The organism is Caballeronia sp. (assembly GCF_049581465.1).
GTDB lineage: Bacteria > Pseudomonadota > Gammaproteobacteria > Burkholderiales > Burkholderiaceae > Caballeronia.
Genome location: NZ_JBAUSA010001370.1, coordinates 1 through 21,667, shown reverse-complemented (window position 1 = coordinate 21,667; position 21,667 = coordinate 1). Strand labels below are relative to the sequence as shown.

18 protein-coding genes are annotated in these 21,667 nt (G+C 60.7%); 10 read left to right on the top strand and 8 right to left on the bottom strand.

Annotated elements, in window-relative coordinates:
• Positions 1–797 precede the first annotated feature (797 nt).
• The 3 genes from WCA53_RS33200 to WCA53_RS33190 all read left to right on the top strand — a co-directional run bounded on the left by WCA53_RS33200 (position 798) and on the right by WCA53_RS33190 (position 3,267).
• A complete protein-coding gene (locus WCA53_RS33200) occupies positions 798–1,865 on the top strand; it encodes a sigma-54 interaction domain-containing protein (RefSeq protein WP_423922027.1) in 1,068 nt (355 codons plus the stop codon).
• A 344-nt stretch (positions 1,866–2,209) separates the two neighbouring features.
• On the top strand, positions 2,210–2,764 hold the full coding sequence (locus WCA53_RS33195) for a hypothetical protein (protein ID WP_423922022.1): 555 nt from the start codon (positions 2,210–2,212) through the stop codon (positions 2,762–2,764).
• Positions 2,761–3,267 carry a hypothetical protein gene (locus WCA53_RS33190; RefSeq protein WP_423922017.1) on the top strand — a complete coding sequence of 169 codons (507 nt, stop codon included), beginning with the start codon at positions 2,761–2,763 and terminating at the stop codon, positions 3,265–3,267. The genes WCA53_RS33195 and WCA53_RS33190 overlap by 4 nt, the downstream gene beginning before the upstream one ends.
• A 108-nt stretch (positions 3,268–3,375) precedes the next feature.
• Here WCA53_RS33190 and WCA53_RS33185 read toward each other — a convergent pair whose 3' ends face one another.
• Positions 3,376–4,704: an AAA-associated domain-containing protein gene (locus tag WCA53_RS33185; protein ID WP_423922014.1), complete on the bottom strand. Its 1,329-nt coding sequence runs from the start codon at positions 4,702–4,704 to the stop codon at positions 3,376–3,378.
• Positions 4,705–4,829: 125 nt separating this feature from the next.
• Positions 4,830–6,614 (bottom strand): ABC transporter permease, encoded by a 1,785-nt coding sequence (locus WCA53_RS33180; protein WP_423922011.1) that lies wholly within the window; start codon positions 6,612–6,614, stop codon positions 4,830–4,832.
• A gap of 582 nt (positions 6,615–7,196) precedes the next feature.
• Between WCA53_RS33180 and WCA53_RS33175 the strand changes: the two genes are divergently transcribed.
• Positions 7,197–8,885 carry a sensor domain-containing diguanylate cyclase gene (locus WCA53_RS33175; protein ID WP_423922008.1) on the top strand — a complete coding sequence of 563 codons (1,689 nt, stop codon included), beginning with the start codon at positions 7,197–7,199 and terminating at the stop codon, positions 8,883–8,885.
• A 92-nt stretch (positions 8,886–8,977) separates the two neighbouring features.
• On the top strand, positions 8,978–9,241 hold the full coding sequence (locus tag WCA53_RS33170; RefSeq protein WP_423922005.1) for a hypothetical protein: 264 nt from the start codon (positions 8,978–8,980) through the stop codon (positions 9,239–9,241).
• 49 nt (positions 9,242–9,290) lie between these two features.
• Here the strand turns inward: WCA53_RS33170 and WCA53_RS33165 are convergent, their stop codons facing one another.
• Together WCA53_RS33165 and WCA53_RS33160 are read right to left on the bottom strand one after the other, a co-directional pair.
• Positions 9,291–10,688: an ATP-binding protein gene (locus WCA53_RS33165; protein WP_423922001.1), complete on the bottom strand. Its 1,398-nt coding sequence runs from the start codon at positions 10,686–10,688 to the stop codon at positions 9,291–9,293.
• Positions 10,672–11,394, bottom strand: coding sequence for a response regulator (locus tag WCA53_RS33160; RefSeq protein WP_423921996.1), 723 nt, complete (start codon positions 11,392–11,394; stop codon positions 10,672–10,674). The genes WCA53_RS33165 and WCA53_RS33160 overlap by 17 nt, the downstream gene beginning before the upstream one ends.
• 242 nt (positions 11,395–11,636) lie before the next feature.
• Between WCA53_RS33160 and WCA53_RS33155 the strand changes: the two genes are divergently transcribed.
• Positions 11,637–12,200, top strand: coding sequence for a periplasmic heavy metal sensor (locus WCA53_RS33155; protein ID WP_423921993.1), 564 nt, complete (start codon positions 11,637–11,639; stop codon positions 12,198–12,200).
• Between the two features lie 108 nt (positions 12,201–12,308).
• Here the strand turns inward: WCA53_RS33155 and WCA53_RS33150 are convergent, their stop codons facing one another.
• Positions 12,309–13,007 (bottom strand): pirin family protein, encoded by a 699-nt coding sequence (locus WCA53_RS33150; RefSeq protein WP_423921990.1) that lies wholly within the window; start codon positions 13,005–13,007, stop codon positions 12,309–12,311.
• 563 nt (positions 13,008–13,570) lie between these two features.
• On the opposite strand from WCA53_RS33150, the gene WCA53_RS33145 reads away from it, so the two are divergent.
• The 4 genes from WCA53_RS33145 to WCA53_RS33130 all read left to right on the top strand — a co-directional run bounded on the left by WCA53_RS33145 (position 13,571) and on the right by WCA53_RS33130 (position 17,564).
• A complete protein-coding gene (locus WCA53_RS33145; RefSeq protein WP_423921986.1) occupies positions 13,571–14,260 on the top strand; it encodes an ABC transporter permease in 690 nt (229 codons plus the stop codon).
• 118 nt (positions 14,261–14,378) lie between these two features.
• Complete coding sequence (locus tag WCA53_RS33140) at positions 14,379–15,092, top strand: ABC transporter permease (protein ID WP_423921981.1); 714 nt, start codon at positions 14,379–14,381, stop codon at positions 15,090–15,092.
• A gap of 23 nt (positions 15,093–15,115) precedes the next feature.
• Positions 15,116–15,895 carry an ABC transporter ATP-binding protein gene (locus WCA53_RS33135; RefSeq protein ID WP_423921975.1) on the top strand — a complete coding sequence of 260 codons (780 nt, stop codon included), beginning with the start codon at positions 15,116–15,118 and terminating at the stop codon, positions 15,893–15,895.
• A gap of 553 nt (positions 15,896–16,448) precedes the next feature.
• Entirely contained in the window at positions 16,449–17,564 is a 1,116-nt protein-coding gene (locus WCA53_RS33130) for a porin (protein ID WP_423922030.1), read from the top strand.
• 248 nt (positions 17,565–17,812) lie between these two features.
• Here WCA53_RS33130 and WCA53_RS33125 read toward each other — a convergent pair whose 3' ends face one another.
• The 3 genes from WCA53_RS33125 to zwf all read right to left on the bottom strand — a co-directional run.
• Positions 17,813–19,741 (bottom strand): bifunctional transcriptional regulator/glucokinase, encoded by a 1,929-nt coding sequence (locus WCA53_RS33125; protein WP_423921972.1) that lies wholly within the window; start codon positions 19,739–19,741, stop codon positions 17,813–17,815.
• A complete protein-coding gene (gene pgl, locus WCA53_RS33120; protein WP_423921969.1) occupies positions 19,719–20,417 on the bottom strand; it encodes a 6-phosphogluconolactonase in 699 nt (232 codons plus the stop codon). Before pgl ends, WCA53_RS33125 begins: the two co-directional genes overlap by 23 nt.
• Before the next feature lie 187 nt (positions 20,418–20,604).
• Positions 20,605–21,667, bottom strand: a 1,063-nt coding sequence (gene zwf / locus WCA53_RS33115; RefSeq protein WP_423921964.1) for a glucose-6-phosphate dehydrogenase, incomplete at its 5' end; no start/stop codon positions are given.

Genomic DNA, 21,667 nt, shown 5'->3' with positions numbered 1-21,667 from the left:
GGCCAGCACCGCGCACATGAGCGCCGTCACCAGGGCGACGGCAGCCCAGTGATATACGTTGATCGGTTCTGCGACCGGCAGTTCCGCCCGAGCGCTCGCCCTGCCCGTCAAATGTGCGCGCCGGACCGGGCGAACCCGCTGTTGCATGGGTATGTCGAAGTGCAGGAAATCGTCCATGTACGGTGCCGCTTGCGGCCCTTCAGTTGCAGGTACCGTGTGCTACGCAGAATCCGTGCCATATCGGCCGTGCATTCGACGGTCGGCATTGGGGATGGAGGCTTGATCGCCAGTTGGATTGCCAGTTGGCGACCCGGTGCATCGGTCAGCACGTAATAATTACGTCGCGCGAATGAATTTTCCCCATTGCTCCGATGAACCCTTTCGCCGTTGCGGGGCTATACGCCACGCAAATCTCGTCTCTGGACGAGCGCTTCCGACAGCAAACGGCACGAAGCTCATTGCCGCTGACTCGTCCCGGATGGTTAAATACGGTTAATGAGATAAACCGGTCGCAGGGTCACCCGCAGTTTCGGTGATTCAGCGATAGACGTCGATCCGCGTGGTTTCAGGGCTCATTTCGGGGTTTGTTTCGCGCCCACTGGCCAATTCGTCGCTTGGGGTCGCGGTTCTAACGGCGCGCTGCTGGCACGCCGCAACGACACGCTAGCCACAGCCCTCATCTCGACGGGAGCTGATCGAACCAGAACCGGCGCGTACCTGGACGCCGCGGCAACGCAACACATCCGGCGGCAGCGGCCCGCTTTCCGCCCGACCAACATTTGCAGGACAAAAGACTCATGTCGTCAACCGATCTGGACTCGCCGGCCGTTGCACCGGCCAACGCGCGTTCGCAGAAAAAACGCAATCCAGGCGAAATCGCCGGGCTGAAGTCGTACGGACTGCTGTATGGTTCTTCACCCGTAATGCTCGAACTTTATGAACAGGTCGAGCGCGTGGCCGCCACTGACGCGACCGCGCTGATCATCGGCGAATCGGGAACGGGCAAGGAGCTGATCGCCCGCACGATCCACGACAACAGCGCGCGACGCAATGCACCGTTTGTCGCGGTGAACTGCGGCGCGATCCCCGATAACCTGATCGAGCCCGAACTCTTCGGTCACGAAAAAGGCAGCTTTACGGGCGCGGTGCAGGGCCGTCTCGGTTATTTCGAACACGCAAACGGCGGCACGCTTTTCCTCGATGAAGTGACGGAGATGTCGCCGGTGCGCCAAGTGAAGCTGCTGCGCGCGCTCGAGACAGGTACGTTCTTTCGCGTCGGCGGTACCGACCTGATTCACTCGGACGTGCGCGTGATCGCTGCGACCAATCGGGACCCGATCGTGGCCGTGAAGGAAAACGGCTTGCGCGAGGACTTGATGTATCGGCTCGCGGTGTTCCCGTTGCGCGCACCGCCCTTGCGTGAACGCGATACCGATCGCGAGTTCCTGGCACAGCACTTTCTCGCCGAGATGAACGCACAGGAGGGCACGAACAAGGCGTTCAGCAAGCGTGCACTCGACATGCTGCGCACGTATTCGTGGCCTGGCAATGTGCGGGAATTGAAGAACACGGTGTATCGCGCGTTCATTCTTGCCGAGAAGACGGTGGAGATCGCGCATCCGCATCTCGCATCGCGCGTCAAGAAACCCGTGACCCAGGGCGACGCGATGAACGTATGGGTCGGCACGCCGCTCGCCGACGCGCAGAAGCAGATCATCCTCGGCACACTTAAGCATTGCGGCGGCGACAAGCGGCGCGCGGCCAAGGCGCTCGGCGTCAGCCTGAAGACCCTGTATAACCGGCTCGGGACCTATGAGAACGAAGGAGATGGCGATTCGCCCGCATCGGAGAACGCAGGCAACTGATCCGATTTGGCTGGCTTGCGCGCGGTTCTTTCAGCGTATTGCGCAGTTCCTTTGGGGCGCGGCGGCGTTGACCGCTTGGCCGTGTTTTTTCCGTTGATCGTTTTTTCTTTTTAATTGTTGCCGAAACTAAAGCTTCTAACCTCGTTTCCAACCTCTTTACCGATTCGCCCCCCCGCAGTTCCTTCCGCTTGCAATTTCTTGCAAATTTCCTCGCCCGCCACTTCGTTGCTTCATTCAAAATGCGCGGGCGCGCCGTTTTGCTTTAAGTGTTCCCTCAAGTGCTCCTTCGAGCAAACCGGCTGCCATCATCGAAAGAATGCAAGGCAAGAGGAAGGAAGAGCACTATGTTGAACACGATTCACCGGCGCCCTCCGCGCGCCGTCGCTCTGGTCACGCTTTTGGCCGGAGTCATTGCCTGCACCACCCTCTCAGGATGCAGTTCCCTCTATACCGAAGGCGCCACGGCGTCCGCAGGCATTGCAGGTGCCGCGATCGCAGGCAAGGTCACGTCGAATGCCGCGGTCGCGACCGGTATCGGTCTCGGCGTGCTCGCCGCCGCCCATGCTGGCGTGCAGTACTCCGAGCGCGTGATGCACACCTATACGCAGGACATGATCGCCGGCGCCGCCGGACCGCTCGCCGTGGGCGCAGTTGCGCCATGGGTTGCTGTGCATACGGTGCCTATCGAAGACGACGAGAAAGGTCGTGTAACAGTCAGCCGCACCATCAGTACCGGCACGCTTGACTGCAAGGAAATCGTGTTCTCCGTCGATACTCCCGCGGCCAAAGACAAACCGGCTGACAGCGCATTTTATGTGGCCGCCGTGTGCCGTGACGGCAATGTGTGGAAGTGGGCGTCGGCTGAACCCGCCACGCCGCGATGGGGCGCCTTGCAATGATCGCGCGCTTGAACTTGATCCTGGCGGCCGGCGTCGCGGCCAGTTGCGTGTTCATCAGTGGATGCTCTTCGGTAGGCGCGGCGGCTGGCGCGGCCGCCGCGATATCGACGGGTATCGTGACCACCAATCCGGCGATCGGCATCGGCGTGGGCATCGCGGTCCAGGCCGCCACGGACGAAGCCGTCAAACGGCTGATGAAGCGACTGCACAGCGACCAGCAGATCGCCATCGCGACGACGGCGGGCGATCTGGCCATAGGGGACACGCGGCCATGGAGCGTCCAGCATACGTTGCCGGTGGAAAACGGCCACGGCGACGTTCGTGTCCTGCGCGAATTCAGCAGCGCGCTCGCGACGTGCCGCGAGTTCGCCTTTTCTGTCGCAGATGGCAACGCGCCGGATGCCCATCAGGACTGGTTCCTCGCCCAGGCGTGCAAGGGGGATAACGGCTGGAAATGGGCATCGGCGGAACCGGCCGTGGCGCGATGGGGCAATTTGCAATAGCGGGTGCACCGCCGCCAACGAACAGATCGAACTGCGCACAAAAAACGCGGCGTCCGTTGCCGGATTCGCCGCGTTCTCTTAAGCCTATGGCCCAAGAATACCAATCAATCAGGACTCGACATCTTCCAGGCTGAAGATTTCGGTCTGGTCGTTATACGAGAAAATCTCGCCGTAACGGCCCCAGTTGATCACGGCGTCGAGTGTTTCCTCGGCGGCCTTGTCGGAGAGAAAATCTTCTAGTTCCTGCTCGAAGCGAACGCGCGGCGCCCGATGCCCCGGACGCTCGTTCAGCACTTTCTTGATCCGTGCAGCAAGCGGAACGTGCCGCAGCAAATGCTCGGCGAACATCATCTTGCGTTCCTGCGTGCCGAATTCCGCGAACACGCGCGCCGGCGGCGTCAGGAAGATATCGCCTTCGCGTACGTCCGCGAAACCGAGATGTTGCAGCACTTCGGCGACCGGAAACAGATCGTCGACCTCAAGATGCAGCGAACGCGCAATTTCAGGCATATCGGCTCGGCCGTGATACGGATCGGCGGCAAGCGTCTCGATCAAACCGGCCATCAGGTTGGTCGACACCTGTGGCAACCAGCTATTCAGTTCGAGGCCCTTCTTCTTTTCCTCGCCGAACTGGCGCGCCGTCATCTTCGCGTAGATGTCGTCGACCAGACGGCGAAACGCCGGGTCGAGACGATTGCGCGGATGCCTGAACGGCACCGTGATTTCAGCCATCACGCGCCCCGGATTCGACGACAAGACCAGGATCCGGTCGCACATGAATACCGCTTCCTCAATGTTGTGCGTCACGATCAGCACCGACTTGATTGGCATCTTGCCTTGCGTCCAGAGATCGAGCAGATCGGTACGCAAGTTTTCGGCGGTCAGCACGTCGAGCGCGGAAAAGGGCTCGTCCATCAAGAGGAGCGTCGGGTCGACGACCAGCGCGCGCGCAAAGCCCACGCGCTGCCGCATGCCGCCCGATAACTCGCGCGGATACGCGTTTTCAAAACCGTCGAGACCGATCAGATCGATGGCCGCCAGCGCGCGCTGGCGTCGTTCCTTCGACGGCACGCCCTGGGCTTCCAGCCCCGCTTCCACGTTCTGTAACACTGTCAGCCAGGGGAACAGGGCGAAGGTCTGGAACACCATCGCGATGCCTTTGGCAGGACCGTCCAACGGTTCGTTCAGGTACGTCACCTGACCGCCGGTCGGCTCGATCAATCCCGCGATGATCCGCAAGAGCGTCGACTTGCCCGAGCCCGAGCGGCCCAGCATGCCGACGATCTCGCCTTCACGCAAAGTCACGTTGACATCTTCGAGAACGAGCAATTCGCCCTGCGTCTTGTTGAAGCCACGGCTGACGCTGTCGACGCGCAGGATTTCCTGGCCGAGGCGCGGCGGCATCGTTTGGGTGGGGGTGTTGGTTTGAGTTGGCATGGGCGCTCAAGTGTTGCAAGTTACATAGGTTTGACGGCTGATCCAGCGACGTGACTCCGGCGGCATGACTTCGACAACGACTCACGCCCCGGATCCGGGGCGCGCAACGCGACCCTGGCGTCCGGTCAATCCAGCCTGAGCCGCGCTTCGGCATAGGCGAACAACGGCCGCCACAAAAGTCGGTTGAAGAGCGTGACGAACAGCGACATGACCGCGATGCCGAGAATGATCTTGGGAAAATCGCCGTTGGCCGTCGTTTCCGCGATATACGCGCCCAGCCCGTGCGCCACGATTTTCGTGTGGCCCCACGACACCGCTTCGGCCACGATGCTCGCATTCCACGCACCGCCCGACGCCGTAATTGCGCCTGTGATGTAGTAAGGGAAGATGCCCGGCAAGATGACCTGCTTCCACCACTGCCACCCCTTGATCTGGAAGTTCGCGGCAGCTTCGCGATAATCGTTCGGATAGGACGTCGCCCCGGCGATCACGTTGAAGAGGATATACCACTGCGTGCCCAGCACGATCAGAGGCGACAGCCAGAGGTCCGGATTCAAGTCGAACTTGACAATCACCACGACAAATACGGGGAACAGCAGGTTCGCCGGAAAGGCGGCGAGAAACTGCGCGACCGGCTGGATCTTGCTCGCAAGACCGGGCCGCAAACCGATCAGCACGCCGACCGGCACCCATATCACCGAGGCGATCGCGATCAGCGCCGCCACGCGAAGCAAGGTGATCAGGCCGAGCACGAACACGTGTCCGACCTCACTCCACGTCACGCCGGTCATGACGTAGGCCGTGACTTTCCATACGAGCAACCCGGTCATCGCGAGCACGACGGCGCCCCACGCGATATCGCCGGCGCGTGCCGATGCGTTCGACGCCGCTCGCGAGCGTTTCAATCTTGCACCCAGCGGCATCATGGGCAGGCGGATGCCTTGCAGTGAAGGCAGCGTGAGCGGCACGCGCGCCAGCTTGGCGATAAACCAGCCGGCCGGCACCAGTACCTGGTGAATGAGGCGCGTGCGACGAACCAGGTCGAGCAGCCAGGACTCCGGCGCATTGCCCGAACTCGTGTTCTCCATGCGGAATTTGTCGGCCCAGGCAACCAGCGGACGGAACAGGAGTTGATCGTAGGCGAGGATCACGAGGGTCATGGTCAGGATCACCCAGCCGATCGCGTGCAGATTGCGCTGGTCGATAGCCGAAGCCAGATACGACCCGATGCCCGGCAGCACGATGGTCCGGTTGCCCACCGTGATCGCTTCCGATGCCACCACGAAGAACCAGCCGCCCGACATCGACATCATCATGTTCCAGATGAGGCCAGGCATCGAAAACGGGACGTCGAGCTTCCAGAACCGCTGCCAGTTGGTCAAGTGAAAGCCGCGCGAGACCTCATCGAGATCGCGCGGCACCGTGCGCAGCGACTGGTAGAAGCTGAACGTCATGTTCCACGCCTGGCTCGTGAAGATGGCGAAGATCGCCGCGAGCTCCGCGCCGACCACGCGGCCGGGGAACAGCGCTAGAAAAAAGGTGACCGTGAACGAGATGAAGCCCAGCACCGGCACCGACTGGAGAATGTCGAGGACCGGTACCAACACGATGGACGCGCGTCGGCTCTTGGCCGCGAGCGTGCCGTAGATCAGCGTGAATACCAGCGACGCCACCATGGCTGCGAGCATGCGCAGCGTCGTCCTGAGTGCGTATTCGGGAAGATTTGAAGGATCGAGCGTGATGGCCTGCGTCTGCAGCGTCGACATCGGCGCGAGCGTCTCGTGAAAGCCGATGGCCGTCAGCGCGATTGCGCAGATGATCATCGGGAACGCGACGAAGTCCCAGCGGTTCGGCAGCAGGCGCCACGCCGAGGCGTTCGCGGTGCGAGTGAGGTTAAAGCCAAAATTCATTCGATGCCCTCCCCGTTGAAGCGCAAACATAACCGGCGACCGGCGCGCGGCCCTGTCCGGTGTCTGTGTTTTTGTCCGTGTGCTATATGTAAATGCAAAGCCACGTTTTAAGCTCAAACCCTCTCACGCAGGCTAGCGATTGGCTTCATGGATAGCGCATGAGTGCCTACACTCGTACAAACAGTTCGCGGCGTCGCGATGTCAAAACGTGGAAAGCGGAGACACTACACCAACCTTTATGACTGACACAACCTCAGTTGGCCGATCATTGTGGTCGAGGCCGGGTGGCCAATTGGAGCCATCCGCATTTTATTTCACAAGCCCTTCGGACTCCGGTCTGCAGGCTGCGCTCCGCCTTCTGCTGCCTGCCCCGCGAGCTCTCCGGCGGGCCCCCGAAAGTACCGAAAAACCCTTGGAACAGGCGCACGGCACTAAGGATTTCGCCACTTACGCCGATAAGAAACTTGATGACGGGCACAAAACGTCGTCCAATCGGAGTGCGCCAAACGCGAGAGCCGACGAGAACCCGGAACCCGCTTCACGGCCGAGGCTCAGCGGTAGCCAAGACAAACTAGAGAAGCGATGAACAAGAAAACCCTGCACCGTGCCATCTCGACGCTCGCCGTCGGGGTGCTTGCATGCGCGTGCTGGGTCGGCGCCGGCCTGGTGTCGGACCGAATGGTACAGCAAGAGCTGGCTGCGTCGATGCACGCGGAGCACCAGATGGCGGGATCGATCGTCGACAACATGGCACAGGTCATTGCAAGCGATCTCGCCATGTCGCGTGCGATTCCAGCTACGCTCGCCGAGATCGACGTGATCCAGTTGGCGCTCGCGCAGGCAACCGGGTTCGCGGGTGCCGCGACCATGAAGGAAGCCGACCGCCGGGCGAAATGGCTCGCCACGCCCGCGCTGGCGAAAGTCGACACTTTCCTCCTTAACGCTCGCGGGTTCTCGGGCCTCGACAACATCTGGATCGTCGATAGCGACGGTTTTTGCGTCGCCGCGAGCAATGGCGCTGACCCGGACACCTTCGTCGGCGCCGACATGCGCTCGCGTGGCTACGTCCAGAAGGCGCTCATCGGCGCGCTCAACGAAATGTACGGCGTCGGCCGCAGGGCAGGCGATCCCGGCGTATACATCGCCGCGCCGGTTTATCGCGACGGCTTCCTGGTGGGCGCGGTGATCGCGAAGGTAAGCATCGACCGGCTGCGTCATTGGGTATCGCGCGCGGGAACCTTCGTCACCGATCAGAACGGCGTGATTGTGATGGCGCACGACAGTGACCTTGAGAATCGCGTGTTGCCTGATTCACCGGTTGCGCAGATGTCGCGGGCAGAGCGCCTCGATGCATACAAGCGGGTGGAATTCCGCACCTTGCGGATCACGAATATTGGCGAACGCGTGCGGGCCGGTGCGCCGTGGCTGCCGCCTTCGCTGTCGAGCGCATTTTTCGCCGCCGATGACGACATCGCTCCCTCGCTATATGACGAGCGTACCGGGCTTAACTCCGGGCTGTCGGCGCACATCATGCATCCGATCCCGAACTGGGCCGAAATCGTGAGCGGGCAGCGGCGCGATCACCTGCTCGTGTTCCTGACCCTGTTCGGCGTCGTGTTGCTGGCCATGGTGATTGCCGCGTCGTACCGGCGCGAACGCCGGCTGCACCGTGCAAGCCGCCATCTCGCCGACCAACTGCAGTCGGCCAACACGCTGCTTTCCGCGGAAGCCCGCCACGATGCGCTGACAGGTGCGCTGTCGAGGCGTTATTTCCTCGACCTCGTGCGCCACGAAGTCGATCTTGCGCAAACGAGCGGAGCGCCGCTCGCGGTGGCGATCGCCGATCTTGACCACTTCAAGCAAATCAACGATACCTACGGCCACGCCACGGGCGACCGGGCGCTCGAACATTTCGTGCGGATTTGCGAAGAGCAGTTACGCGCGAGCGACTGCATTGGACGGCTGGGCGGCGAGGAATTTGGCTTGCTGTTGCCGCAAACATCGATTGCCGATGCCTACGCGGTGCTCGAACGACTGAGAAAGCGCTTTAGCCAGGAGCATTGTGCACACCTGCCGGAGCACGCCACGCTGAGCGTGAGTATCGGCATGACGGAGCTGAGCGCTGACGATACCGCCGAGTTCCTGCTCAAGCGCGCGGATCTTGCGTTGTACGCTGCAAAATCGGGCGGCCGCGATCGCAGCGAGGTCCATCCCGCGGACGAAGCGGCTCCCCGGTCGAGGCGCGCCGAAACGAGCCTGATGTCAAAGTAAGCGACGGTTTGCAGAAAAGCGCGCGGGGCATGGCGTGACAGCAGGTATTATCGATATGCGAATTCGATATCTGCCGTCATCAGGAGGGGTGCATGAAGGGAAATCTGGTCATTGTCTGCCGGGATCAGGACGCTGAAGCATTTGATCACTTGCTCGCCGAGTATGGAGCGTTCCAGACGCGCCTCTCCTCCACCACGTGGTATCTGCACCTGGAGGTCGCGCCCGAAGTCATTCAGGAAGAGATTCTCGGGCGCCTGGGGAAATACACAACGCACTATATTTTCGAGGCCGCGACGGTCACGTACAACACGGTCGATAGTGACGCTGCTGCCGCGCTTAATACCTTGTTTAATTGAGGCGTGTTCCTCGCGGGGGACGGGCGACGTCGGGCCAGGGCCCCACGCCCTAGAAGGCCCGCACCTCACGCAGGGACTCTTCGCCCAGAAGTTCAGCCAGCCGCGCCACCGTCGCGAACGGAAAAGTCATCACGACCTGCAAACCGCCTTCCACGCGATTTCCGATCGCACATTCACCGCCGGCCCGCCGCACCAGCCGGTCGACAATCGCAAGTCCCAGGCCGCTGTGGCCGCTGCCACCACGCGCGGGATCGAGCCGCACGAACGGACGGCTCGCCTGGACGAGATCCTCCGCTGCAATCCCCTTGCCACTATCCGACAGACGCAACTCCCAGCCTTTCGCACCCCGCATCGTTTCGATAAGGACGGGCGGCGCGCCATAGGCGTGCGCGTTATCAAGGAGATTGGACAACAAACGGTCAAGTGTTGCGACCGGCAACACAAACGCACGCCCAGCCGTCAGTTTCATCATGACCGGTGGCGCGTCGGGCGCCACCGCCCGGTAGCTGCGCGCGATCCGCTCGCATTGCTGGTCGACTTCCATGGGCTCGCTGCGATCAGCGCCGTCATGGGCGAACACCAGGAATTGATCGACGATATGCGCCATGGAGTTCACATCGCGAACCACGCCGTCTCGCAGCTTGACTTCGTCCATCATCTCGGCGCGCAAGCGTAGTCTCGCAAGCGGCGTCTTGAGATCGTGCGCCACGCCCGCGAGCATCACCGCCCGATCGCTTTCCGTCTGCGCCACTTCGCGCACCATCTGGTTGAATCCATGCGTCAGTTGCCGCAGTTCGCGCGGACCTCGCTCAGGCACCGGCGGCGTGGGCTCGCCACGGCCAAAACGGCCAACGGCTTGCGCAAGCGAACGCAATGGATGCTGCAACTGCCACGCAGCAAGGAGCGCCGCGATAACGGCCAGCGAAAAAATAATGGCGAGCCACACCAGCATGCGATCGCGCGAACGCGGCGGACGCAGCGGTTGTAAGGGCACCACGATCCAGTTGGCGTCTTTCACGCCCCGCACCCAGAGCGCGGGTGGGCCACCCGGCTCGCCGATACGCACGTCGGTGCCGTCGGGCAAGCGATCCTTCAAGTCGTCGATAAACCGCGCGAAATCCGGCGGCATGTGGTTGCGTCCCCTGGAGAAAGGGCTCAGCCCACCATAAGAACCGGCATCCTCATCCGTATCGGGCATCGGCTTCGGGATGTCGGCGCTGGACGGGTCGACGACCCGAACGCTCGAGGGCAACGGCTGATCAGGGGAATGCTCGATGTGCTGGCGCACAGCGTCGACGAGAAACGTGGCTTCTTCTACCGCGTAGCGCGTTTGCGTCTGATCGCGCTCGGACCGGATGACGAGGAACCACGCGACATGCGACAAAACCAGCACGCCGATGACGAGGACGACCAGCCGGCCGAACAGCGAATCAATGGGCCGACGCATTTTGCTCGCCGTCCGGCACGAACACGTAACCGCGCCCGCGCACCGTCTGGATAAAGCGAGGCGCGGACGGGTCGGTTTCGAGAATCCGGCGAAGACGCCACACCTGCACGTCAATCCCCCGGTCCGTGCCATCGTATTCCGGGCCGTGCAGCAGCTCCAGCAGCCGCTCACGCGTAAGCGTGCGCATCGGGTGATTAACGAAAATCTTCAGCAACGCGAATTCGCTGCCCGACAGCGTCAGCGGCGTTTCGTCCTGATGCAGCGTGCGCGACTGGAAGTCGAGCTGGAAGCGGCCGAATGAAAACGGCTCGCGTTGCTCAGGCGCCGCCGATGGAATCGTGCGGCGCCTGCGCAGAACGGCTTGCACCCGCGCCAGCAATTCGCGTGGATTGAACGGCTTGCCGAGATAGTCGTCGGCTCCCAGTTCCAGTCCGACAATGCGGTCCACGTCGTCGGCGCGCGCCGTCAGCATGATCACCGGGATGTCGTCACCCGACGCGCGAAGCTTGCGCAACGCGGTCAGCCCGTCGACACCCGGCATCATCAGGTCGAGCACGATCAGGTCGGGGCGCTCGCGCTCGAGACGCCGTTCGAGTGAACCGGCGTCATGCAGCACGGAGACCTCGATGCCCTGGCGCACAAGATAGTCACGCAGGAGATCGCGAAGTTCAGAGTCGTCGTCGACGACAAGTATTTGAGTAGCCATGCGATGCAGTTTAACGCGTGCCGGGATCACCGACTCCGTACGAGCCTCGTATTCAGTTACCGGGTGTTACCGCGAAAGGGGTGCGTAAACCGGCGTAATAACGCGCGTATGCCTCGTAACACGGAAGTTGCGCCGACTCTTTACGCTGTGTCTCACCGATGCCACGAACCGCCGAACCAGTCGATTCCAACGATTGAAACGATTCGAATCACCGGCTCCGGAATAAACAATAGGAGTTAGCCATGCTGAAGCAGTCCCGAATTCTTGCCATCACCGCCGCCGCGCTCGCTATGTCGTTCGGCGCAGTCAATATCGCCGGCGCAGCGACGCCCGACGCTCCGCCGCCCGGCGGTCCAGGCATGGGCGGCCCCGGTGGCCATCATATGGAAATGCGCATGAAGAAGCAGTTGGACCAACTGCACGCGCAACTCAAACTGAACCCGGACCAGGAAAAGTTGTGGCAAACCGCGCTCGACACCATGAAGCAGAGCCACCAGGCCATGCGCCAGAGCCATCAGCAAATGCACGAGCAAATGAAGGCGATGCAGCAGCAACCCATTCTCGACCTGAACGCCATGCACGCGGAGCGCCAGAAGATCGAGCAGCAGAACGCGCAATTGCGCGACCAGACGAGCGCGGCGTGGCTGAATTTGTATAACTCGCTGAACGATCAGCAGAAGACCATTGTGAGCACGGCGCTCAAGCAGCATTTCGCGAAGATGGAAGAACACCGGATGAAGATGCACCAGCGCTGGGGCGAACATCATGGCGCGCCGGGCGGCGCGTCTGCGCCGACTCAACCTTAAGCGTTAGTTGACCGGGCGCCGTCATGCGGCCCGGGTGCATATGCAAAAAAGGCAGCGGAATCTGATTCCGCTGCCTTTTTCCTGCTTCTCAATGCTGTTCGTGCTTGTTCAAGCCAAATCGAAGAGAATGACTTCGGCGTCGGCACCCCGGTCCAGCGTCACCTTCGACACCCCTTCCAGCTTCGCGGCATCGCCCGCCTTAAGCGCTTCCCCGTTCACCGATACGGCTCCGCGCGCCACATGCACATACACGCGACGCCCCGCCGGCACATCGAATTCAGCGTGCTCGTCACCGTCGAAGAGACCCGCATAGACCTCGGCGTCTGCACCCAGTTTCACCGCCCCGTCCCGGCCTTGCGGCGACACGATGACCCGTAAGCGGCCGCGTTTCTCGGTTTCGTCGAAACGTTTTTCCTCGTAGCCTGGCGCATTCCCCGCTGCATCCGGGATGATCCATATTTGCAGGAAGTGCGCCGTTTCAGTCGCCGAACCGTTGAATTCGCTATGCCGCACGCCCGTCCCCGCGCTCATGCGCTGGACATCGCCGGGACGGATGGTCGAACCGTTGCCCATGCTGTCCTTGTGTGAGAGCGCACCTTCGAGCACGTAGCTGATGATCTCCATGTCGCGATGGCCGTGCGTGCCAAACCCCTGCCCGCCCGCCACGCGGTCCTCGTTGATCACGCGCAGCGCGCCGAAATGCACGTGCTTCGGATCGTTGTATTCCGCAAAGGAAAAGCTATGGTACGAATCGAGCCAGCCGTGGTTGGCGTGACCGCGCTCATTGCCGCGTCGAATTTCAAACATATCGGGCTCCAGGTGATGTTGCGATGCAGAGAATGTAAGGGCGCGAACCCTGCGGGACAACGGGTCGCTCAAGCACCACATTGTCCTGAAAATACAGGTAATCCAAGAAACATGGCGGAGAGGCCGAAATCCGGCTCGGCTTGGACGAGCGGTGGCGTCAGGTAGAATACCGGCCTTTTCTGGACGCAAGCGTGGCGGCACTGTGAGCTTTCAGTTGGAGGTCGAGCAGACCCAAGCCTCGTCGGCATGCCGGCCGATCCCGGACTTCCGTGCGTTTTTGTCTGTCAAGCGGCTTTCAAAACAGTGCGCACCAATTTTGGACGCCTAGAATGAGCACCGTTGGCGGGGACAGAACCCCTTAGCCGCTTCAAGCCTTCTGCGCCCGGTTCTGGCGAGATCCGAACGAGGGGCATCAGGCACCGGCGTGCAGGCTCGGCTTAGACACCCGAACGATGCATGTACATGGCCGCCAGGGTGGCAACGAGGGCAGAAAAAAACGAATTCCGGCAAAAAAGCGCGGCTGAACAGGCATCAGGACAGGCGCACGTCATCGAGGAATCACTATGTTTCTGCAAGGCTACGGGCCGCTCATCCTCGCGGGCACCTGGCAAACCGTCAAACTGGCGGTTTTGTCCCTGGTATTCGCGTTCGTCATCGGCCTGATCGGCGCGGCGGCGAAGCTCTCGAGGAGCCGTATAACCTCGGGTATCGCTACGGTCTACACCACGCTCGTGCGTGGCGTTCCCGACCTCGTGCTGATGTTGCTGCTCTTTTACAGCCTCCAGATCTGGCTCAACCAGCTCACCGATCTCCTCGGCTGGGATCAAATCGATATCAATCCCTTCCTTGCCGGCGTGATCGTGCTCGGTTTCATCTACGGTGCGTATTTCACCGAAACCTTCCGTGGCGCGTTTCTCTCGGTGCCGCGCGGCCAGCTCGAAGCGGGTGCGGCTTACGGCATGACGCCGTGGCAAACCTTCTCCCGGATCATGTTCCCTCAGATGATGCGTTTCGCGCTGCCCGGGCTCGGCAACAACTGGCAGGTGATGGTGAAAGCAACGGCGCTGGTATCGATCATCGGCTTAGCCGATGTCGTCAAGGCGGCCCAGGATGCCGGCAAGGGTACGCTGCGTTTCTTCTTTTTCACCCTGCTCGCGGGCGCGATTTACCTCGTGATCACGACGCTGTCGAATTTCGTGCTGATATGGCTGGAGCGCCGGTATTCAACGGGCGTGCGCAAGGCAGACCTGTAGACGGCCGGCGACCGGGCGCGACTCACCCGGCAGCCACGAAACCGAACACGAACACGTACACGCACACGCGCGCACACAACACCGAAAACACGCAGATACCCTCCAGGCGGCGGAATCCATGCTCGAAATCATCCAGGAATACTGGCGCAACTATCTGTTCACCGATGGCTACAAGATCACCGGCCTCGCCATCACCATGTGGCTGCTGGTCGTATCGATAACGCTTGGCTTCTGCCTTTCAATCCCGTTGTCGGTGGCGCGCGTGTCGAAGAACAAGTTGCTGTCGCGCAGCGTCTGGCTCTACACCTATGTGTTTCGCGGCACACCGCTCTACGTGCAACTGCTGCTCTGCTACACGGGCCTGTACAGCCTTGAGGTGGTCCGTGACCACACCCTTCTCAACGAGTTTTTCCGCGATGGCATGCATTGCACGCTGCTCGCGTTCACACTGAACACGTGCGCATACACCACCGAAATCTTCGCCGGGGCAATCCGGGCGACGCCCTACGGCGAAATTGAAGCCGCGCGGGCTTATGGCATGTCGTCGTTCACGCTGTATCGGCGGGTCATTTTGCCTTCGGCGCTGCGCCGGGCGCTGCCGTACTACAGCAACGAAGTGATCCTGATGCTGCACGCGACCACCGTCGCGTTCACGGCTACCGTGCCGGACATCCTGAAGATCGCGCGCGATGTGAATTCGGCTACCTATCAGTCTTTCCAGGCGTTCGGCATTGCCGCGCTGCTCTACCTGTGCATCTCGTTCGGGCTCGTGTGGCTGTTTCGCCGCGCCGAGCACCGCTGGCTAGCGTATTTGCGGCCGCAGGGTAAATAAGGCCCCCAAGGATCAGGCACCTCATGAATACACCGGCAACCAAGCTTTTCGTCGATGATCTGCACAAGCAATACGGCAACAATGAAGTCCTCAAGGGTGTTTCGCTGAAGGCCAACGCCGGCGATGTCATCAGCATCATCGGCTCATCGGGTTCGGGCAAGAGCACCATGCTCCGCTGCATCAACTTTCTGGAACAGCCCAATCAAGGGCGCATCTTCGTGGACGACGAGGAAGTCCGCACGGTGAAGGACAAGTTCGGCGCGCTCAGGGTGGCCGACCCGAAACAACTGCAGCGCATGCGCACGCGCCTGTCCATGGTCTTCCAGCACTTCAATTTGTGGTCGCACATGACCGTGCTCGCGAACGTGATGGAAGCGCCGGTCAACGTGCTGGGGTTATCGAAGAAGGACGCCGAAGATCGCGCGCGCATGTATCTGGAGAAAGTCGGGCTGGCGCCGCGCGTGGAAAAACAATATCCGTCGAGCCTGTCTGGAGGTCAGCAACAGCGCGTGGCAATTGCACGCGCGCTCGCGATGCATCCCGATGTCATGCTCTTCGACGAACCGACTTCGGCGCTCGATCCTGAACTTGTCGGCGAGGTGCTGAGGGTGATGCAGACGCTCGCCGAAGAAGGCCGCACGATGATCGTCGTCACGCATGAAATGGCGTTTGCGCGCAACGTGTCGAATCATGTCGTGTTCCTGCATCAGGGGCGCATAGAGGAAGAAGGCCATCCGGATGCCGTCTTTCTCAACACCCGTAGCGAGCGACTCAAGCAATTCCTCTCGGGGAACCTGAAGTAGTTTGACAACACGACCGGCTGTTTTTGATCCTATAAGAAACGAAAAAAGCGCCCTGCCGGGCGCTTTTTAGTTGGTGGTTCTAAACACATTCGTATCCCGAGCTTCGGCCCGACTAACTCGATGTTTCTATTCCGTCAATAGAGGCAATCCATAGCCTAATGCTCATGAACCGCCCTATTCCTTACGCCGCAAGGCTAAGCGGACGATTTTCAACAAATTAACGCCATTGCCTACCTTCCCTTCATTGCATTTTTGAGACACATATCGACCGATCAACAATTTTCTTTGGCGGCTCATAGGTATTTTGCTAAATTAGTAATCAAACAACGCAAACGAAGTTCACTAAAAGTAGTTTTACTTCAAAAAGAACTGAGGAGACACCGATTCCTCTCATCGGTGTGACGCACAAGCCACTCACCGGGCGACTTTTGCGTCGAGGGCACACCTGCCCTTCGCGTGTCATACCTCTTGATTGTTTTCGGTTCGGCGCGCTGGCACCGGACCAACACCGCCGCACTTAGGCTTCTATTTTTTGACAGGGTTGGAGGAGATGATGAAGAAAGCTTTGCTCGCGGCTTCGCTGTTGACAGTCGGCGTTGCAGCACACGCCCAAAGCAGCGTGACGCTCTATGGCCGGCTCGACGCCGGTCTCCAGTTCATGTCGGGCGTGCCCACATCGACGCTTCCGGGTGGTAACGCTGCCGTTGCGAATGGCAGCGCTCATCAGTACAGCGCTGAAAGCGGCGACTGGGGCACGAGCCTCTGGGGCTTGAAGGGTGTCGAAGATCTGGGTGGCGGCTACAAGGCCGTGTTCCAGTTGGAAGGCAGCTTCAACACCATGACGGGTCAAGGCCCGGGCAACAATGGTCTCTTCAATCGTTGGGCGACAGTGGGTGTTGCTAACGATCAGTTCGGTACCTTCTTGCTGGGTCGCGAACTGTTCATCTCCAACGGCGTATGGGACTTTGACCCGTTCGGTCAGTCGAACTGGTCGTCGGCTTCGCTGGTGCGTGGCCGCAACTGGCCGCAATCGAGCAACAACGTGTCGTACCAGTCGCCGAAGGTCGCAGGCTTTGACTTCTATGGTCAATACTCCCTGTCGAACGCAACGAGCTGGAACGGTAACGGCACGACGGCTCAAGGTCGTTCGGACGGCGCGCAGATTACCTACACGTCTTCGCTGTTCCAGATTCGCGGCTTGTACGACGAAATTCGCAACCCGGCTAACGGCTTGCTGGACGACCCGTATCAGTTCTCGCGCGAATACTTTGTCGGCGCGAACGTGTTCCTCGGGCAGTTCAAGTTGCAGGCTGTGTATCAAGCTTCGCGTACTTCGGGCGGCACAACATCGATATCTGGTTCATCGACAACCAGCCAGGAATGGGGTGGCGTAACGTGGCAAGCCACGCCGGCGGCAGCTTTGATCGCAGCGGTATATCACGTCAATGCGAACAATGGTGGCGGCAACGGCAACATCTACACGGTTGGTGGTTCGTACAACCTGTCGAAGCGCACGCTGCTGGACATCCAGGTCGCGTCGGCACGCAACAGCAAGACGGCTAATTTCGGCTTGAATGCAAACGCTGCAGGCAATACGGTTGGTACCGGCAATCCGTTGCCGGGTGAGACGCAGACCGGCGTGTACGCAGGCATCCAACACTCGTTCTAATTAAACGGGTAGCTGGAGCAAGAACGATAGAGAGAGATTTATAAGTTTTTCACGCTGCTGCGAGAGGCGCGTATCGGTGCGGTGTCCGAAAGGATATCGCACCGTTTTTTATGGGCGGACGAATAACCTCGCCCCTCCGCTGTCTCCCAACCTCACTCTTAAAGAACAATCGCAAAAGCGAAAAAAACCGCCAATGCATAAGCTACGCATTGGCGGTTTTCATCGTCCAGCAGTCCAGCAAAAAAGAATCAGTCCCGTGCGATACCCGCCGTCCCATGGCTGAGCCAGTCCAGCACGGCCCCGGTATCGTCATCGCCGGCTTCGCGAACCTTGACCATAGCCTCGCTGACATCCGCACTCGCGTTCGGCAAAGCACGACGAATCGCCACGCCCACCGCGAGAATATCGATCATGACGAGATGCAGGATGCGCGAAATCATCGACATCTGCGATTCCCGGATCTCGATGTGATCGGTTTCCAGCGCCACGGTCGCGCGCTTGGCCAAAGGCGTGTTGCTCGACGTGATGGCGACCACGGTCGCGCCCTGCTGCATCGCAATCTCCAGCACACGCAACAACTCTGGAGCGCGTCCTGACTTCGATACAGCCACGATCACGTCGCCCTTGCCGAGCAACGCGGCGGAGGCTGCCTGCATATACAAATCGCCGTACGCAATAGTTGGGATGCCGAAGCGAAAGAACTTGTAGTGCGCGTCCTGCGCGACAATGTTCGAGTTGCCGAGCCCATAGAACTCGATCCGCCGGGCGCCGTTCAGGATATCGATTGCCCGTTCCACATGGTCGAAATTCAGATGCTCGCGCAGTTGCAGGATCGCGGACACGGTATTGTCGAGGACCTTTGCGCCGAAATCGGTGGCCGTGTCGCCAAGATGTACCTGGCTGTGACTGACCGGAATCGTGCCAGTGAGACCCGTGGCGAGCTTCAGCTTGAAGTCCGACAGGCCCTGGCAACCGAGCGAACGGCAGAAGCGGATCACCGTAGGCTGGCTGACGTCGGCTTTACGCGCGATGTCGATGATCGGGTCGTTGATGATCGAGCGCGGATGATTCAGCGCAAGATCGGCCACGCGACGCTCAGCGGGGGTGAGCGCGTCACGCATCTGGCGAATGCGTTCGAATACGGCCGAAGACCCGCTGTTCGCACGATTCGACAACTGCTCGGCAAGAATCGCCGACACGCCTAGGAACGCCGGATATTCCGCGGTAATGATGAAGGTAGGAATGCTCGACAAGTACGTCTGAAATCGTCCCTTCGCCTCGAAGCGCTCGCGAAACGACGATTTGGTGAAGAGTTCGCCCAACTTGAGCACCACCCCGCCGCCGATGAAAATTCCGCCCAGCGCACCCAGCGTGACCGCGATATTCCCCGAGAACGTGCCGAGAATGCCGCAGAAACAATCGACCGTTTCAAGCGCCAGCGCTTCGCCATCGTGCGCGCGTTGCGTGACGTCGGCGGATTCGAGACCGTCGGGCAAGCTCAAACCGTCGCGTTCAGCCAGCGCGTAATAGATCAGCGCGAGTCCTGGACCAGCCGCTACGCGCTCGAACGAGACATGCGGCCACTTGGTGCGCGCATAGCGCAGGACAATGTCCTCACGCTCATTGGACGGCGCAAAACTCGCGTGGCCGCCCTCGCTGCCCAGCGCGATCCAGCGGTCGTCGGCGGGAATCAGGCCTGACACGCCCAGACCCGTACCCGGCCCAAGCAAGCCGATCACGCTGTTCTGCCGACGTGAACCTCCACCGATCTGCACGCGCTGGGAATCGGTGAGACCCGGGAGCGCCATGGCCAGCGCGGTGAAATCGTTCACGACCAACAGCGTATCGAAACCGAGGGCGCGTCGCGTCGCTTCGATCGAAAAGCTCCAGTCGTGATTCGTCATGGAAACGTGATCGCCATCCACGGGGTTGGCGATCGCGACAGCCGCGTGATTGACGCGGCCTACTTTGGTGTCCTTCAGATACTGCTGCATCGCTTCCGCGATACCCGGATAGTCGTTTCCGGGATACACACGAATCTCACCGATCACGCCCGGCGCAGTCTCCAGCGCAAAACGCGCGTTCGTGCCGCCAATGTCGGCTAGAAGCCTGGGCCCATCGGCGTGCTGGATTCCGGCCGGTACCGTTGCGGCCTTATTTTGCACACCAGTAGACATCGAGCCTGACTCCCTGAGCATTTGCCAACGTCGAGATGGCGTTTTTTTGCGGTGCGGCGAGTGCGGCGGTCAGCACGTCGAGTTTCTTTTGGCCGCCAATGAACAAGTACAGTTGCTTGACGTTCTTCAGAGCAGACATGGACAGGGAAACGCGCGCGTGCGGCGCGCTGCCCGGATGCACTGACACGAACCGGTCCGGCGTGGAAATGGCGAAATCCCATTCGGGGGCATCGGCGAAAATGGAAGCCGTATGGCCGTCCTCACCCATGCCGAGAACAGCCACGTCGGGTACGCGACGCCGCGGATCCGCGTTCAGGTCGGCAATCTGCCCGTCGATTGGCCGTGTGGTGTCGACGAGCGGCAGAAAATAGGCGCCCGCCGCAGCGTTTTGCAGCAGCGTCTGACGTGCGAGTTGCGCGTTGCTCGCGCTATCGGTTTCCGGCACCCAGCGATCGTCGACCAACGTGACGTCGATGTGCGCCCAGTCAAGCGCACTCGTGGAAAGCGTTTGCAGGAAAGGCTTGGGGCTTGTGCCGCCCGACACAGCCAGCGTCGCGCGAGCCGCACTTGCTTCGCCCGCGCGGGCAGCCAGCGCCGCTGTCAACGCGTCGCCCACTGCTTGAGCGAGCGCGTCTGACTGCTCGCCCGGTTCATCGAAAGTATGAAGCTGGATCACTTCTCTCCTCCATCCTGTCTGGTTTTTATGTCGTTCAGCCCGTCGCGACGCCCGCGTTACTTCGCGCGGGCAGCGACGGGATTTGTCTCGGCAATAGGTGCTAACTTCGGTGCTACCTTCTCCGCCAACTTCCGCGTTAGTTTCCGCTTGGCACTTCAACTTCGTCTAACGCGTCTTCACACCACGTTCAGTTTTCCTCTTCGAGCCAGCACGTGCCGTGTTGCGCAAGCATCGCGCTCGCGGCGGCCGGGCCCCAGGTTCCCGATGCATACGGCTTCGGCGGCTTGCCTGAGGCTGCCCATTCGTCAAGGATCGGTTCCACATAGCGCCACGCGGCTTCCTGCTCGTCGCGCCGGACGAACAGCGCGAGCCGCTTGTTGATCACGTCGAGCAACAGGCGCTGATACCCTTCCATGCGCCCTTCCTTGAAGAATTTATCGAAGGCCAGATCGAGGTGGACGCTCGCGAGATTCATGCCTTCACCAGGTTGTTTGGCAAGGCAATACAGGCGAATCGTCTCGTTGGGCTGCAAGCGGATCACCAGGCGATTCGAGCCGCCACGCAACGCGTTTGCGCCCAGCGCCGAATGCGGCACCGGCCGGAAATTGACGACGATCTCAGCCGTGCGGTCCGCCAATCGCTTGCCCGTACGCAGGAAGAACGGCACGCCGGCCCAGCGCCAGTTCTCGATTTCCACCTTCAGCGCGACGAAAGTCTCTGTGTTGCTCTCCGCGCGAACGCCCTTTTCCGTTGCGTACCCCGGCACCTGGGTGCCCTTGATCACGCCTGCGTGGTACTGGCCGCGCACAGCCATCTTGCTGATGTCGCGCGGATCGACGGGCTTGAGCGCTCGCAGCACGCGCAGCTTTTCGTCGCGGACGGCGTCGGCATCCATGGAATGCGGCGGTTCCATTGTCACGATCGAAAGCAGCTGCAACAAGTGGTTCTGCACCATGTCGCGCAACGCGCCGGTGTTGTCGTAGAAATCACCGCGCGCTTCCACGCCGAGCTCTTCGGCGATCGTGATCTGGATGCTCTCCACCCATTCACGGCGCCACAGCGGTTCGAATAGCGCATTGCCGAAACGCAGCGCCAGCAGGTTCTGCACCGGTTCCTTACCGAGGTAGTGGTCGATGCGGTAAATCTGCTCTTCGCTAAAAATCTCGCCGACAGCGTCGTTGATCGCTTGCGATGACTTCAGGTCATAGCCAAGCGGCTTTTCGAGCACGATCCGGGCGCCTTCGCTTAAG